The organism is Betaproteobacteria bacterium, from assembly GCA_016709965.1.
GTDB lineage: Bacteria > Pseudomonadota > Gammaproteobacteria > Burkholderiales > Rhodocyclaceae > Azonexus > Azonexus amarohabitans.
Genome location: JADJLT010000001.1, coordinates 654,725 through 671,064, shown reverse-complemented (window position 1 = coordinate 671,064; position 16,340 = coordinate 654,725). Strand labels below are relative to the sequence as shown.

The following is a 16,340-nucleotide window of genomic DNA, read 5'->3' as shown; positions in this document are numbered from 1 at the left end:
TGTTAAAATAGCAAATTACGCTCGAATCAACTAATAAGGCATCGCGCAAGCGGTGCGAAGTGAGACATGGACCAATTCGCCAAAGAAACACTGCCGATCAGCCTCGAAGATGAGATGCGGCGTTCCTATCTCGATTACGCAATGAGTGTAATCGTCGGCCGGGCGCTGCCGGATGCGCGCGACGGCCTGAAACCAGTGCATCGTCGCGTACTTTTTGCGATGCATGAGCTGAACAATGACTGGAACAAGGCCTACAAGAAATCTGCGCGTATTGTCGGCGATGTGATTGGTAAGTACCACCCGCACGGTGATACCGCGGTGTACGACACTATTGTTCGTATGGCGCAGCATTTCTCGCTGCGCTACATGCTGGTTGATGGTCAGGGTAACTTCGGTTCGGTTGATGGCGACAACGCGGCGGCCATGCGTTACACGGAAGTTCGAATGGCCAAGATCGGCCATCAGCTGCTGGAGGACCTGGACAAGGAAACCGTCGATTTCGGGCCTAACTATGATGGTTCCGAGAACGAGCCGCTGGTCATGCCGGCCCGTATCCCCAATCTGCTGATCAACGGTTCGTCTGGTATCGCGGTGGGTATGGCGACCAACATTCCGCCCCACAATTTGAACGAAGTGGTTGCCGGCTGTCTGGCTCTGCTGGAAAACCCGGCGATTACCATCGATGACCTTATCGAGTACATTCCAGCACCTGACTTCCCGACTGCCGCGCTGATCTATGGCGTGATGGGCGTGCGCGAAGGCTACAAGACCGGTCGTGGCCGCGTCATCATGCGCGCCCGCACCCACTTCGAAGACATGGAAAAGGGCAATGGTCGTCAGGCTTTGATCGTTGACGAGATTCCTTACCAGGTTAACAAGAAGTCGCTGATCGAGAAGATTGCCGAGCTGGTCAATGAGAAAAAGATCGAAGGCATCTCCGACATTCGCGACGAGTCCGACAAGTCGGGCATGCGCATCGTCATTGAGCTGAAGCGTGGCGAAGTCGGCGAGGTCATCCTCAACAACCTCTACAAACAGACGCAGTTGCAGGACACCTTTGGCATGAACATGGTCGCGCTGGTCGATGGTCAGCCGCGCCTGCTCAACCTGAAGCAGATGCTCGAGTGCTTCCTCTCCCACCGCCGCGAAGTGGTGACACGGCGCACCGTGTTCGAACTGCGCAAGGCGCGCGAACGTGGCCATATTCTCGAAGGTCTGGCGGTAGCGCTGTCCAACGTCGATGAAATTATCACCCTGATCAAGGCTGCGCCGACGCCGCCGGATGCCAAGCGCAGCCTGATGGAGCGCCAATGGCGCAGCCCGGTGGTAGAGGAAATGCTGGTGCGTGCGGCATCCGATGCATCGCGTCCGGATGGTCTGGCGCCAGAGTACGGTTTGTCCGAGCAAGGTTACCGTCTGTCCGACGTTCAGGCGCAAGCGATCCTGGAGTTGCGTCTGCAGCGCTTGACGGGTCTGGAGCAGGACAAGATCGTCAGCGAGTACAAGGATGTCATGCTGAAGATCCTTGATCTGCTCGACATTCTGGCCAAGCCGGAACGCATTACTGAAATCATCGTTGGTGAATTGACGGCGATCCGCGACCAGTTCGGCGACGAGCGTCGCTCCGAAATCGTGCTGCACACGCAGGAACTGGGTATCGAAGACTTCATTACGCCGATGGACATGGTCGTTACCCTGTCGCATGGTGGCTACATCAAGGCCCAGCCGCTGGCAGACTATCGCGCCCAGCGCCGGGGCGGCCGTGGCAAGCAGGCAGCGGCGATCAAGGAAGAGGATTTCGTCGATCATCTGTTCGTTGCCAATACGCACGACTTCATCCTGTGCTTCTCGAACCGTGGCCGCTGCTATTGGCTGAAGGTCTACGAAGCGCCGCAAGGCAGCCGGACCAGCCGTGGCAAACCCATCGTTAATCTCTTCCCGCTGGAAGAGGGCGAGCGGATCAATGCCGTTCTGCCGGTCAAGGAATTCTCCGACGACCAGTACGTCTTCATGGCCACCGTAATGGGTACCGTCAAGAAGACCCCGCTGTCCGATTACTCGAATCCGCGCAAGGCCGGCATTATCGCCGTGTCGCTGGATGAAGGCGATTATCTGATCGGGGTCGAGCTGACCAGTGGCACCAGCGACATCGTGCTCGTCTCCAACGCCGGCAAGGCGGTCTGGTTCGACGAAGAAGATGTCCGTCCGATGGGCCGTGGTGCTCGTGGTGTGCGCGGCATGCGCCTGATGGAAGGGCAGTCCGTAATTTCCTTGCTGGTCGCGGACAACGATCAGCAGACCGTGCTCGTTGCGACCGAAAATGGCTTTGGCAAGCGTACCGTGCTGGCCGATTTCCGCCACTCCGGTCGCGGTACGCAGGGCGTGCGCGCCATTGCTGACAGCGAACGCAACGGTATCGTCGTGGGCGCCAAACTGGTCAATGACGAAGACGAAATCATGCTGATCACTACGGGCGGCGTCCTGATACGTACCCGCGTCGCGGAAATTCGTGGCATGGGACGGGCGACGCAGGGCGTCACACTCATTTCGCTGGACGATGGCGAGAAGCTGGCCGGGCTGGAGAAGGTTGCAGAGTCGGTGGTTGAGGTTGACGCCGAGCTGGAAGCAGAATCCGAGATTCCCACGGTCAACCCGGAAAATCAGCAAAATCCGGAATCGTCTGAACCCAATGAAGGCGGAGAAGCATAAATGAGTCGCATCTGGAATTTCAGCGCTGGTCCGGCTGCGCTTCCCGAAGAAGTCCTGCGTCAGGCGCAGGAGGAAATGCTCGACTGGCATGGCGCTGGCTGCAGCGTCATGGAAATGAGCCATCGCGGCAAGGAATTCACCGGCATCATTGAGCAGGCCGAAGCTGATCTGCGCGAGTTGATGGGGATTCCTCAGCAGTATCAGGTGCTGTTCCTGCAGGGTGGGGCAACGCAGCAGTTTGCGCAGATCCCGATGAATCTGCTGGCTGGGCGTTCGGCCGACTACATCGTGACTGGCTCATGGTCGAAGAAGGCTTTCAAGGAAGCGCAACGCATCGGCAAGGTTCGTTGTGCAGCGACGACCGAGAGCAGCCATTTCACCCGTTTGCCCATTGCGGATGAGATCAAGCTTGACCCGTTTGCGGCATATCTGCACGTGTGCACCAACGAAACGATTCACGGCGTCGAGATTCCGGCCGAACGCATTGCCGATACGGGCGTGCCGCTGGTGGCCGACATGTCCTCGCATATCCTGTCACGGCCGGTCAATGTTGAAAAATTCGGGCTGATCTACGCTGGCGCACAGAAAAACATTGGTCCGTCCGGCCTGACCTTGGTCATTGTTCATCGAGACCTGATCGGCATGGCGCCGTTGAACACGCCGACGGTGATGGATTATGCAGTGATGGCGGAACACGGCTCGATGCTGAATACGCCACCAACCTACGGCATCTACATGGCCGGCCTGGTTTTCAAGTGGCTGAAGCGGCAAGGTGGCTTGCCGGGCATTGCTGCGGTCAACGCCGAAAAAGCCCTGATTTTGTACGATGCCATCGACGATTCCGAAGGCTTCTATACGAACCCGGTTGATCCGGATTGTCGTTCCAACATGAATGTTCCTTTCGTGCTGGCCAATCCCGATCTTGACGCGGCTTTCCTGGCCGAATCGAAGGCCGCTGGCCTGGTCTCGCTGAAGGGTCACAAGTCAGTCGGCGGCATGCGGGCATCGATCTACAATGCAGTGCCGCTGGCCGCTGTCCGGGCGCTGGTTGAATTCATGAACGACTTTGCCAAACGTAACGGTTGAGTTTTATGAGCGACGATCTGCAACAAGCCCTGGCGGGTGTGCGTACTGAAATTGACCGCATCGACGGTGAACTACTCAAGCTACTGAATGACCGAGCCCGCTGCGCCCAGCGCGTAGGCGAGATCAAGGCCGAGCATGGCGAAGCCGGGCACATCTACCGCCCGGAGCGCGAGGCGCAGGTTTTGCGTCGCTTGCAGGATGCCAATCCCGGCCCGCTGCCGAACGAAAACATCACCTTTTTCTTCCGTGAAGTGATGTCGGCCTGTTTGTCGCTGGAAGAGCCACTGGGGATCTCCTTCCTTGGGCCGCTCGGCTCCTTTACCGGTAGCGCCGCGACCAAGCATTTCGGCCACGCTGCCCGTTTGTTGCCACAGGCGTCGATTGACGACGTCTTCCGCGAAGTCGAATCCGGTCACGCCCATTACGCCGTGGTGCCGGTCGAGAACTCAACTGAAGGTGCAGTCGGCAGGACAATGGATTTGCTGCTGGCGACGCCGCTGAAGATTTGCGGCGAGGTGGTGCTGCGTATTCACCAGAATCTGCTGAGCAATGAAACCGATCTGAGCAAGATCACCAAGGTCTATTCGCACGCCCAGTCGCTGGCCCAGTGCCATGAATGGCTGAATCGCAATCTGCCGGGCATTCCGCGTATTTCGGTGGCGAGCAACTCGCTGGCAGCGCAGATGGTAGCTGTCGAACCTGGTTCGGCGGCGATAGCCGGCGAGGCGGCGGCCGAGCACTACAAGCTGGCGAAGTTGGTCGGGAATATTGAAGACGAGCCGAATAACACGACACGCTTTCTTGTCCTCGGCAAGCACGATGCCGGTATTTCCGGTCGTGACAAGACTTCACTGATCATGTCGGCGCCGAACCGTACTGGTGCCCTGCACGAACTGTTGCTGCCGCTGTCTTCGGCTGGCGTTTCGATGTGCCGCCTGGAGTCCCGCCCGGCACGCAACGCGCTGTGGGAATACGTTTTCTACGTTGACATCGAAGGTCATCGCGACGATCCGACCATCAAGGCCGCGCTGGAAAAACTGCTTGGCTATGCCGCCTATCTGAAAATTCTCGGGTCCTACCCGGTTGCCGTTTATTGAGGGAAGTGTCATGGGCCTTGCTGAACAAGCGTTGTCGTACGTTCGTGCCATTTCGCCCTATCAGCCGGGCAAGCCGATTACCGAACTGGCCCGCGAAATGGGCATTCCGGTCGATAAAATTCTCAAGCTCGCCTCCAACGAAAATCCGCTGGGCATGAGCCCGAAGGCGAAAAAGGCGGTTGAGGCGGCGATTGGCGGCATTGAACGCTATCCCGATCAGTTTGACCTGATCAAGGCGGTGGCCGGGCATTGTGGCGTGGCGCAGAACCAGGTCGTGCTGGGTAACGGCTCCAACGATGTGCTCGATCTGGTCGCCCGTGTCTTCCTGGCGCCAGGGCGTTCAGCGATTTTCGCCCAGCATGCTTTTGCGGTTTATCCGCTGGCCACGCTGTCGACGGGCGCCGAGCTGATCTCGACGCCAGCCAGGAACTACGGTCACGATCTTGATGCCATGCGCGCCGCCATCCGGCCGGATACGCGCATCGTCTGGATCGCCAATCCGAACAATCCGACCGGCAACTTCGTGCCTTATCCGGAAGTGCGCGCCTTCCTCGAAGCGGTGCCGAAGGACGTCGTTGTTGTCCTCGACGAGGCCTACAACGAATACCTGCCGCCGGCTGACCGCGTCGATACCGCAAGCTGGATCAACGACTTCCCCAACCTGGTCGTTTGCCGCACCTTGTCGAAGATCTATGGTCTGGCCGGCCTGCGCATCGGTTATGCGCTGGCGTCTGCTGAAGTTGCCGACCTGATGAACCGCGTCCGTCAGCCCTTCAACGTGAACAACCTGGCGCTGGCCGGTGCGCTTGCCGCGCTTGATGACGAAGAGTTCCTGCTGGCCAGCTACGAGCTGAACCGGCGCGGCATGGCGCAGATTGTCGCGGGCCTTGAGCGACTGGGACTCGAATACATCAAGCCACACGGTAATTTCGTTACGTTCAAGGTGGGCGACGGCGCCGCGGTCAATCAGAAGCTGCTGCAGCAGGGCGTCATCGTTAGGCCGATCGGCGGTTATGGTCTGCCGGAGTGGTTGCGCGTGACCATCGGGGCCGAGCCGGAGAACGCCCGCTTCCTCGAAGCGCTGGAAAAAGCGCTGTAATCCGATGTCCGAGTTTGGAAAAATTGTTGTCTTCGGCACCGGCCTGATCGGCGGTTCGTTCTCGCTCGCTCTCAAGGAGGCGGGGGCGGTCGAGGAAGTCGTCGGCTTTGGCCGGACGCCGGCAACCTTGCGCAAGGCGCAGGAGTTGGGCGTTATCGACCGGGCCGGCATTAATCCGACGCATGAAATCGAGGATGCCGACATCGTGCTGGTGGCGACCCCGGTGGCGCAGATGGCCGATATTTTCGACCGTATCGGCCCCTACCTCGGCCCCAACACAGTCGTCACCGATGGCGGTTCGACCAAGGGTGATGTGGTGCGGGCGGCGAGGGCTGCGCTGGGTGATCGTATAAGCCAGTTTGTGCCGGCGCATCCGATTGCCGGCGCGGAAAACAGCGGCCCCGCAGCGGCGCGTTGGGATCTTTATCAAGGTAAAAAGGTGGTTGTGACGCCGTTGCCGGAAAACAGCGACGATGCGCTTGACCATATCAAGCGCGCCTGGTCCCTGTGCGGCGCCGACATCTACGAGCTGACGCCTGAAATGCACGACCGCGTCTTTGCCGCCGTCAGCCATCTGCCGCATCTGTTGTCTTACGCCTTGGTGCACGATCTGGCGGTGCGCGAGGATGCCGATCTGTTCTTCACCTTTGCTGCCTCCGGCTTCCGCGACTTCACCCGCATTGCTGCCAGCCATCCGGAAATGTGGCGCGACATCTGCCTTGCCAACCGTGAGGCGCTGCTTGGTGAGCTGGATAGCTACCGGGCTCAACTCGACGACCTGCGCACTGCGCTGGCACGCAACGATGGCGAGCGGCTGGAAGAAGTCTTCGGCATCGCCCGGCGCGCCCGGCGCAATTGGGCCGGCGAGGGCTGATGTCCCGCCTGCTGGCTGCGTTACTGGTTGGGCTGGCATTTTCGCTGCCAACGTATTCGACCACAGCCGATGCGCCGCCCATCCTGCTGGCCAATCTCTATCGCAACCAGATTGATGTTTCGCGGTACATGGTCAGTGAAAAGCTTGATGGTGTGCGGGCGCTTTGGGATGGCCAGGTCTTGCGTTTCCGTAGCGGCAGGACGATCAATGCGCCGCCCTGGTTTGTCGCGGGGCTACCGAAGCAGCCGCTCGATGGTGAATTGTGGATAGCGCGCGGCCAGTTTGAGCGGGTTTCGGGGATTGTTCGGCACGAGGTTGCGGATGACGCCGGCTGGCGGGAAGTGCGCTACATGGTTTTCGAATTGCCGGATGCGCCCGGGCCGTTCAGCGAGCGCGCCGAGCAGATTCGCCGCCTGGTTCGCCAGGCCAACGTACCGTGGTTATTTGAAATTCAGCAGTTTTTTCCGGTTGACCGTGGAAGTCTGAAAAAGCGCTTTGATGAAGTCGTCCGCGGCGGTGGTGAGGGCCTGATGCTCCATCTGGCTGATGCACCCTACCAAACCGGGCGCAGCGATGTGCTGCTCAAGATGAAACCGCTGCTGGACGCCGAAGCGGTGGTGGTCGGCCATCAGCCAGGCAAGGGGCGTTTTGCCGGTTTGCTCGGGGCCTTGCGAGTGCGCACGCCGGATGGGCGAGAGTTCATGCTGGGTACGGGGTTTTCGGATGCCCAGAGACGCGAGCCACCGGCACCGGGTACCACGGTCACTTATCGCTACCGTGATCTGACCGCCAAGGGATTGCCGCGTTTTGCCAGTTTCTTGAGGGTACGCGAGGAGTAGGGTGGCATCCCACCTTCTCAATACTTTACTTTAGTCGTAATGCCCCGGTGACGTCCGGCTGGTAAAATTACGGTTTTATCTGACGGCGAACTACGATGATCCTCGTAACTGGCGGGGCTGGCTATATCGGCTCTCATACCTGTGTCGAACTTCTTGGCGCTGGTCAGGATGTGGTTGTCTTCGACAACTTCTGCAATAGCCATCCAGAATCGCTGAAACGGGTCGAGTCGATTACTGGCCGTAAAATCAAGCTGGTCGAAGGCGATATCCGTGATCAGGCCGCTGTTGCAGCTGCCTTTCGCCAATACGATTGCACGTCGGTCATCCACTTTGCTGGCCTCAAGGCCGTTGGCGAGTCGGTCGAAAAGCCGCTGGAGTACTACGACAACAACGTCATCGGTACGCATCGCCTTCTGGGTGCGATGGCTGAATGCGGCGTCAAGACGCTGGTCTTCAGTTCATCGGCCACCGTCTATGGCGAGCCGCAGCGTCTGCCGCTGACGGAAGATCACCCGCTATCGGCGACGAATCCTTATGGTCGAACGAAGCTGGTCATCGAAGACATGTTGCGCGATCTGTATCGCTCCGACCCGTCATGGCGGATCGGTCTCCTGCGCTACTTCAACCCTGTCGGTGCGCACGAAAGCGGCCTGATTGGCGAAGACCCACAAGGTATTCCAAACAACCTGATGCCTTTCGTCGCCCAGGTGGCCGTTGGCCGGCGCGAGCAACTCAAGGTCTGGGGCAACGATTATCCGACGCCGGACGGCACCGGCGTTCGCGACTATATTCATGTCGTCGACTTGGCTCTCGGCCACCTGAAGGCGTTGGAACGCCTGAACGCTGCGCAGTGCTTCGAGGTGAATCTTGGCACCGGCACCGGCTACAGCGTGCTTGATGTTGTCAAGGCTTTCGAAAAAGCCAGCGGCCGTCCGGTTGCCTACGAACTGGCCCCGCGCCGCGCTGGCGATGTGGCCTCCTGCTACGCCGATCCGGCTTTCGCGGCCGAACTGCTCAACTGGCGCGCCGAGCGAAACATGGATGCCATGTGTGTCGATGCCTGGCGCTGGCAAAGCAACAATCCGAACGGTTTTCGGTAATTGAATTTACGGTTGAAGAAAATCGTGGAGAACCTATGACCATCCTCGTCACCGGCGCAGCCGGCTTCATTGGCAGCAACTTCGTACTTGACTGGCTGGCCCAGTCCGACGAGAAAGTCATCAATCTCGATGCGCTGACCTACGCCGGCAATCTTGAAAATCTGGCTTCGCTCGATGGCGATGCGCGACACCTCTTCGTCAAGGGCGACATTGCTGACTTTGACCTCCTCGCCAAGTTGCTGGCCGAGCACCAGCCGCGCGCTGTCGTCAATTTTGCTGCCGAATCGCACGTCGACCGAAGCATTCACGGTCCCGAAGACTTCATCCAGACAAATATCGTCGGTACCTTCCGCCTGCTCGAAGCGGTACGTGCCTTCCACGGTCAACTGGAAAAAACGGCCAAAAATGAATTCCGCTTCCTGCACGTCTCCACCGACGAGGTCTACGGCTCGCTCACCACTAACGATCCCGCCTTCACCGAAACCCACCAATACGAGCCGAACAGCCCGTACTCGGCCAGCAAGGCGGCCAGCGACCACCTCGTGCGGGCCTACCACCACACCTACGGCCTGCCGGTCCTGACCACCAACTGCTCCAATAACTACGGCCCCTACCACTTCCCGGAAAAGCTGATTCCGCTGGTCATCCACAACGCCTTGGCCGGCAAGCCGCTGCCTATCTACGGTGACGGCCAGCAAATCCGCGACTGGCTCTACGTCAAGGATCACTGCAGCGCCATCCGCCGCGTCCTCGAAGCCGGCCGTCTCGGCGAGACCTACAACATCGGCGGCTGGAATGAGAAGCCCAATCTCGACGTCGTTCATACCCTCTGCACCATCCTTGACGAACTTAGCCCGAGAACAGACGGCCAGCCCTACAGAAACCAGATCACCTACGTCACCGACCGCCCCGGCCACGACCGCCGTTACGCCATCGATGCCACCAAAATCGAACGCGAACTTGGCTGGAAACCGGCAGAAACCTTCGAGACCGGCATCAGTAAGACCGTGCAGTGGTATCTGGATAACCAGGCCTGGGTGGCTAATGTGACGAGCGGCGCATACCGCGAGTGGCTGGGCAAGCAATACGGAGAAACAAAATGAGTCAGCGCAAAGGCATCATCCTCGCCGGTGGCTCCGGCACCCGCCTGTACCCGGCCACCCTGTCGGTTTCCAAGCAACTGCTGCCGATCTACGACAAGCCAATGATCTACTACCCGCTGACCACGCTCATGCTGGCAGGCATCAAGGACATCCTGATTATTTCCACCCCGCAGGACACCCCGCGCTTCGAGCAACTGCTCGGCGACGGCAGGCAGTGGGGTATCAATCTCCAATATACCGTCCAGCCAAGCCCGGATGGTTTGGCTCAGGCATTCATCCTGGGCGCCGATTTCGTCGGCAGCAACCCGTCGGCCTTGATCCTTGGCGACAACATCTTCCATGGTCATGAGTTCAGTGAGTTGCTGCAAGGCGCCAACGCTAACCTGAACGGCGCTACCGTCTTTGCCTACGCCGTCACCGATCCGGAACGTTACGGTGTTGTCGAGTTCGACAAAGACCAACACGCCATCAGCATCGAAGAAAAGCCCATGCAACCCAAGTCACGCTATGCCGTCACGGGCCTCTATTTCTACGACACCAGCGTCGTCGACATCGCCCGTAACATCAAGCCCAGCGCTCGTGGCGAATTTGAAATCACCGACGTCAACCGCGTCTACCTTGAGCGACAAAAACTGAAGGTAGAAATCATGGGTCGCGGCTACGCCTGGCTTGATACCGGCACCCACGACAGCCTGCTCGAAGCCGGCCAGTTCATCGCCACCATCGAAAAGCGCCAGGGCCTCAAGGTCGCCTGCCCCGAAGAAATCGCCTGGCGCCAGAACTGGGTCAGCGATGAAAAGCTCGAACAACTAGCCCAAAGCTATGCAAAGACGGGCTACGGCCAGTACCTGTTCAATCTGCTGAAGGAAAAGGTCTACTGATGAAAGTCACGCCGACTCGGATTCCCGATGTCCTGATCATCGAGCCGAAAGTGTTCGGAGATGAGCGCGGTTTCTTCTTCGAAAGCTTCAATCAGAAGGCCTTCAATGATGCTGTCGGACAGGAGATCGCTTTCGTCCAAGACAATCATTCGAAGAGTGCGAAGAACGTACTGAGAGGGCTGCATTACCAGTTGCCACCGAAGGTTCAGGGCAAGCTCGTCCGCGTCATTCACGGCGAAGTCTTCGATGTGGCCGTCGATATCCGGAAAGGCTCGGCAACCTATGGGCAGTGGATTGGTGAGGTGCTTTCAGCAGAGAACAAGCTGCAAATATGGATTCCTCCAGGTTTCGCGCACGGATTCCTAACATTGAGCGAAACGGCTGATTTTCTATATAAGACCACAGATTACTACTACCCGGAAAATGAGCGCTGCATCTTATGGAATGACAAGGATCTGCAGGTAGATTGGCCGCTCGTCGAATTGCCGAAGCTGTCCGCTAAAGATATTACTGCAAGCAGCTTTTTCTCACTGTTGAGTGAGGTGTAGTCAAAAATGACGATAAAAAAACCTATATATGTGACACAGCCCTTCCTGCCGCCGCTGGAGGAGTTCATTCCTTATCTGGAACAGATTTGGACCAATAAAATGTTAACCAACGACGGGCCTTTCCATCAGCAACTGGAACGGGCGTTATGCGAACACCTAGGGGTCGAACATATTGCTCTGTTCACCAACGGAACGATCGCACTGGTGACAGCATTGCAAGCCCTGCGCGTGACCGGCGAGGTGATCACCACGCCATACTCTTTCGTTGCCACCTCACATTCCCTGTTGTGGAACGGAATCAAGCCGGTGTTTGTGGATATTGATCCGAACACACTCAATCTCGATCCGGCCAAGATAGAAGCGGCCATAACTCCGCATACCACCGCGATCATGCCGGTGCATTGCTATGGGCATCCTTGTGATATCGAAGCCATACAGAATATCGCCGACATCTATAACCTCAAGGTCATCTACGACGCCGCCCACGCGTTCGGCGTGGAAGATGCAAAGGGTAGCGTATTAAGGCACGGTGATTTGTCGGTACTGAGTTTCCACGCCACCAAGGTTTTCAACACCTTTGAGGGGGGTGCCATCGTCTGTCCTGATGCTAAGACGAAAGTGCGCATCGACCACCTCAAGAATTTCGGCCATGTGGGCGAAGTTACTGTAGTGGCCCCAGGCATCAACGGCAAGATGAGCGAATTCAACGCGGCGCTCGGTTTGCTGCAATTGAAATACATCGATCAGGCACTCGCGCGTCGCAAAGCGATCGATGCGAAGTACCGCGAGCGGTTGGCAAGTGTAAAGGGTATTCACTGTTTGAACGATGCGGGCGAAAAGGTTGCCAACTATTCGTATTTCCCGATTCTGGTGGGTGCCGACTACCCGATCAGCCGTGACGATCTCTATCAAAAGCTCAAGGACTACGGCATCCATCCTAGGCGCTACTTTTATCCCCTGATATCGGATTTCCCCATGTATCGCGGTTTACCTTCTTCTCATCGCGAGAATCTGCCGGTAGCCACTGTCGCGGCGCAACGTGTCCTTTGCCTGCCGATCTATCCAGATCTGGAGATGTCGGTGGTTGACGAGGTTACCCGTTTTATCGCGGCGCAATAAAGTGGATACCAAGCAAACAGTCGGCTTCACAGGATGGTCAGGATGAGGCTGGCCATTATGCAACCATATTTTTTCCCCTACATCGGCTACTTTCAGTTGATTGCGGCAGTCGACCAATTTATCGTGTACGACAATATAAAGTACACCAAGAAGGGCTGGATCAACCGCAACCGCATGCTCCAGAACGGAAAGGACGTGATGTTCTCATTGCCATTGAAGAGCGATTCTGACTTCTTGGATGTGTGCGAACGTGAACTGGCGGCGGACTTCAATCGTGACAAACTGCTCAACCAACTCAAAGGCGCATACCGGCACGCGCCCTATTTCGAGCAAACTTACCCGCTGCTCGAAAAGATCGTGAGATACGAAGACGCGAACCTGTTCCGCTATCTGCACCATTCCATTGCCCAGACATGCAAACATCTGGGCATTACCACCATGATCAGAGTCTCATCCGACATTGCGATCGACCACGGCCTGAAAAGTCAGGACAAAGTACTCGCCCTATGTGAAGCGGCCGGAGCGACCACCTATTTGAACACTATCGGCGGGATGGAGCTGTATTCGAAGGAGGCCTTCCTGAAGGGAGGCGTCGAGTTGAAGTTCATCAAATCGAAGCCGCTCGAATATGCGCAGCTCGGTGATGAGTTCGTACCCTGGCTGTCAATCGTTGACGTGATGATGTTCAATCCTCTCGATGCCATCCGTACCTGTATCACAACCAACTATGAGTTGATCTGAACCGTGTTCAAGTGGAAGAAACTAGGCAAGGTGTTCACCCCGCAGGAAGTGGAAGGGCGCAGCTGGCTGAAGGAGTTCGCACAGGCGCCTGCCACACTGTTGTTCGACGATTTCGTGCGCGTATATTTCTCCTGCCGCCCGCCGGCGGATGAGAATGGGCAGTTTGTCAGCTACTCTACCTATGTCGATCTTGACCGTGCAGATATGTTCAAGATTCGGCATGTCGGCGAGCAGCCGATTTTGAACCTGGGAGGACTGGGCGAATTCGACGAGTTCGGCACCTACCCCGTCTCTGTTATCCGCAATGGCGATGAACTGCGCGCTTATTACGCAGGTTGGACGCGTTGTGAATCCGTGCCGTTCAACGTTGCCATCGGCATGGCGACCAGCTGTGACGGTGGCGATACCTTCACCAAACTCGGAACTGGCCCGATATTGTCGTACTCGCCTGACGAACCCTTCGTATTGAGCGGGCCGAAGATCCGACGTTTTAGCGAAACCTGGTATCTGTGGTATATCGCTGGGCGCAAGTGGAAGGTGGTGGATGGGCGCGCGGAGCCGGTCTACAAGATTCGCATGGCAACATCCGGCGATGGCATCCACTGGAACAAGCTCAATAAGGATCTGATCGAGAGCCGCATAGAAGAAGACGAAGCTCAGGCCAGTCCGGACGTGTTCTACGCCAACGGCAAATATCATATGTTCTTTTGCTACCGCTACAGTAGCCATTACCGCGGCAAGCAGAATGGCTACCGCATCGGTTATGCCTCCAGCACCGATCTGATGAACTGGGTGCGCAATGATGCCAAGGCGGGAATCGAAGTGTCGGAAGAAGGCTGGGATGCCGAGATGATAAGTTACCCGCATGTGTTCGAACTGGATGGCAAGACCTATATGGCCTACCTCGGCAACCAGGTTGGCCGACACGGTTTTGGGCTGGCCGTGCTGGATGGAAAGTTGGATTAAGCAATGAAGTGGAAAAAGCTTGGCAAGATATTCGATCCGACACTGCACACACTGCCGCACGACTGCGTGCAGTTCGCCCAGTCACCGCAGGCGCTAGTGTTCGATGATTTTGTGCGTATCTATTTCTCCACCCGCTCGGTGGACAAGAGCAATGGGAAATATCTGAGCCATATCGCCTTCGTCGACATGCAGAAGAACCTGCGTGACGTGATCCGCCTGTCTGAGCAGGCCGTTATCCAGCTCGGCAATCTTGGCAGTTTCGATGAACACGGCATCTTTCCGATGAGTGTCATGCGCCACGGCGATGCGGTGTTCGGCTACACCTGCGGCTGGAATCGCCGTGTGTCGGTATCGGTGGATACCGCCATCGGCTTGGCCATCAGCCGCGACGACGGCCTTACCTTCCTGCGCATTGGCGACGGACCGGTGTTGGCGGCATCGCTACACGAGCCTTGCCTGGTCGGCGATGGCTTCGTGAAGGTTATCGGTGGCGTATTCCACATGTGGTACATCTTTGGCACCGGCTGGAAAAAGTTCTCACCGGACGCCGCGCCGGACCGCACTTACAAGATTGGCCATGCGACTTCCAGCGACGGCATCAACTGGGTGAAAGAAGAGGCACGCCAGATCATTTCGGACAAACTAGGGCCGGATGAGAGCCAGGCACTACCGACGGTGATCGGGATTGATGGTCTGCATCACATGTTCTTCTGCTATCGCCAATCGTTCGACTTCCGCAATAACAGCGGCCGCGGCTATCGCATTGGCCATGCTTGGTCAAACGATCTGGTGAACTGGACACGTGATGACCAGAACCCATTGCTCGATGTTACTCCCGGTGGCTGGGATTCGGACATGCTGTGCTATCCGCATGTGTTCGAGTGCGACGGCAAGATCTATCTGCTCTATAACGGCAACGAGTTTGGGCGCTATGGGTTTGGACTGGCCGAGCTGGAAAGGTGAGTGAGGGTATCCAATTCTCACTGAACAATGCGTCCGAAGCAGAGATTGTCGGGCACTTGTGGCACTGTGATGCCAATTTCGTGCCGCCGCTAAGCGATCGGGTCGAGATAAACGACTATGCCAATAAGATCACGAACAAAGCGATGCGGTTTGAGGCATGGTCTGGCGATAAGTTGGTGGGGTTGGTAGGGGCGTACTGCAACGATCAGCAGCGAAGTGTCGCTTTCATCACCAGTGTCAGTGTACTGAAGGAATGGATGGGCAAGGGCATCGCTGAAAGCTTGATTCAGCAGTGCATCGCGCATGCAAGAGTATCTGGGATGAGGCAGATAAGTCTGGAAGTGGCGAGCGATAATCTACCGGCCATCGGTTTGTACGAGAAGAGTGGTTTTGTAGCAGGCAAAACCTATGCATCATTTGTTGCCATGGATCTATATTTGGAATGATAGCGGGGATAAAGAATGAACAGCAAACGTGATTACAACGTCGAAATAAAAGACGCCAACGACCATAAGTACGCCTACGGTTTCGACTTTGACGTGATGCATCCATACATGATCAAGTCATTCGAGCCGTTCTTCAAAAAGGGTAGCTTGCTCGAACTGGGCAGTTTCAAAGGCGACTTCACCAGAAGGTTCCTGCCCTATTTTGATGACGTCACCTGCGTCGAGGCCTCGGATGTGGCAGTCGAAGAGGCCAGGAATAAACTGGGCGACAAAGTGAAGTTCGTTAATTCGCTATTCGAAAAAGTGACCCTGCTCAAGCGCTATGACAATATCGTGCTGACCCACGTACTGGAACATCTGGATGATCCGGTGCAGGTGCTGAAGCGCATCAACGATGAATGGCTGGCCGAAGGAGGACGCTTCTTTCTGGTATGCCCGAACGCCAATGCACCATCGCGGCAGATCGCGGTCAAGATGGGTCTCATCACGCACAATGCGGCGGTTACCCCAGCTGAGGCTGAGCATGGCCATCGTTGCACCTATTCGCTGGACACGCTGGAGCGCGATGTGGAAGCTGCGGGGTTGAAAGTGGTTCATCGTTCCGGAATCTTCTTCAAGGCTCTGGCGAACTTCCAGTGGGATCGCTTGCTGCAGACGGACATCATCTCCAAGGAATATCTGGAAGGCTGCTACAAACTCGGGCAGCACTATCCGGACCTGTGTTCGAGTATCTTCCTAATGTGCGAGCGGGGTGACGCGAGATAAGCGG

General features: G+C 57.0%; 16 protein-coding genes. All 16 read left to right on the top strand.

All coding sequences use genetic code 11. The annotated features are described in order from the left end of the window. Positions 1-66: 66 nt before the first annotated feature. On the top strand, positions 67-2,709 hold the full coding sequence (gene gyrA / locus IPJ12_03390; protein ID MBK7646216.1) for a DNA gyrase subunit A: 2,643 nt from the start codon (positions 67-69) through the stop codon (positions 2,707-2,709). Further along, complete coding sequence (gene serC / locus IPJ12_03385) at positions 2,710-3,795, top strand: 3-phosphoserine/phosphohydroxythreonine transaminase (GenBank protein ID MBK7646215.1); 1,086 nt, start codon at positions 2,710-2,712, stop codon at positions 3,793-3,795. 5 nt (positions 3,796-3,800) lie between these two features. After that, positions 3,801-4,892, top strand: a complete 1,092-nt coding sequence (pheA, locus tag IPJ12_03380) for a prephenate dehydratase (GenBank protein MBK7646214.1) — start codon at positions 3,801-3,803, stop codon at positions 4,890-4,892. A 10-nt stretch (positions 4,893-4,902) separates the two neighbouring features. Beyond that, positions 4,903-5,991, top strand: coding sequence for a histidinol-phosphate transaminase (locus IPJ12_03375; GenBank protein ID MBK7646213.1), 1,089 nt, complete (start codon positions 4,903-4,905; stop codon positions 5,989-5,991). Between the two features lie 4 nt (positions 5,992-5,995). Beyond that, on the top strand, positions 5,996-6,865 hold the full coding sequence (locus IPJ12_03370) for a prephenate dehydrogenase/arogenate dehydrogenase family protein (GenBank protein MBK7646212.1): 870 nt from the start codon (positions 5,996-5,998) through the stop codon (positions 6,863-6,865). Continuing rightward, positions 6,865-7,704 (top strand): DNA ligase, encoded by an 840-nt coding sequence (locus IPJ12_03365; GenBank protein MBK7646211.1) that lies wholly within the window; start codon positions 6,865-6,867, stop codon positions 7,702-7,704. The genes IPJ12_03370 and IPJ12_03365 overlap by 1 nt, the downstream gene beginning before the upstream one ends. 95 nt (positions 7,705-7,799) lie before the next feature. Next, on the top strand, positions 7,800-8,804 hold the full coding sequence (gene galE / locus IPJ12_03360) for a UDP-glucose 4-epimerase GalE (GenBank protein ID MBK7646210.1): 1,005 nt from the start codon (positions 7,800-7,802) through the stop codon (positions 8,802-8,804). Between the two features lie 35 nt (positions 8,805-8,839). Beyond that, positions 8,840-9,907, top strand: a complete 1,068-nt coding sequence (gene rfbB, locus IPJ12_03355; GenBank protein ID MBK7646209.1) for a dTDP-glucose 4,6-dehydratase — start codon at positions 8,840-8,842, stop codon at positions 9,905-9,907. Beyond that, positions 9,904-10,788, top strand: coding sequence for a glucose-1-phosphate thymidylyltransferase RfbA (gene rfbA / locus IPJ12_03350; protein ID MBK7646208.1), 885 nt, complete (start codon positions 9,904-9,906; stop codon positions 10,786-10,788). The genes rfbB and rfbA overlap by 4 nt, the downstream gene beginning before the upstream one ends. Further along, positions 10,788-11,336 carry a dTDP-4-dehydrorhamnose 3,5-epimerase gene (gene rfbC / locus IPJ12_03345; GenBank protein ID MBK7646207.1) on the top strand — a complete coding sequence of 183 codons (549 nt, stop codon included), beginning with the start codon at positions 10,788-10,790 and terminating at the stop codon, positions 11,334-11,336. Before rfbA ends, rfbC begins: the two co-directional genes overlap by 1 nt. Before the next feature lie 12 nt (positions 11,337-11,348). Beyond that, entirely contained in the window at positions 11,349-12,455 is a 1,107-nt protein-coding gene (locus IPJ12_03340; protein ID MBK7646206.1) for a DegT/DnrJ/EryC1/StrS family aminotransferase, read from the top strand. Between the two features lie 42 nt (positions 12,456-12,497). Further along, complete coding sequence (locus IPJ12_03335) at positions 12,498-13,196, top strand: WbqC family protein (protein ID MBK7646205.1); 699 nt, start codon at positions 12,498-12,500, stop codon at positions 13,194-13,196. A 3-nt stretch (positions 13,197-13,199) separates the two neighbouring features. Then, a complete protein-coding gene (locus IPJ12_03330; GenBank protein MBK7646204.1) occupies positions 13,200-14,162 on the top strand; it encodes a glycosylase in 963 nt (320 codons plus the stop codon). A gap of 3 nt (positions 14,163-14,165) precedes the next feature. Beyond that, positions 14,166-15,125 carry a hypothetical protein gene (locus IPJ12_03325; protein MBK7646203.1) on the top strand — a complete coding sequence of 320 codons (960 nt, stop codon included), beginning with the start codon at positions 14,166-14,168 and terminating at the stop codon, positions 15,123-15,125. After that, positions 15,122-15,571 (top strand): GNAT family N-acetyltransferase, encoded by a 450-nt coding sequence (locus IPJ12_03320; protein MBK7646202.1) that lies wholly within the window; start codon positions 15,122-15,124, stop codon positions 15,569-15,571. The genes IPJ12_03325 and IPJ12_03320 overlap by 4 nt, the downstream gene beginning before the upstream one ends. Before the next feature lie 15 nt (positions 15,572-15,586). Next, on the top strand, positions 15,587-16,336 hold the full coding sequence (locus IPJ12_03315) for a class I SAM-dependent methyltransferase (protein ID MBK7646201.1): 750 nt from the start codon (positions 15,587-15,589) through the stop codon (positions 16,334-16,336). The last annotated feature ends 4 nt before the right edge of the window (positions 16,337-16,340 follow it).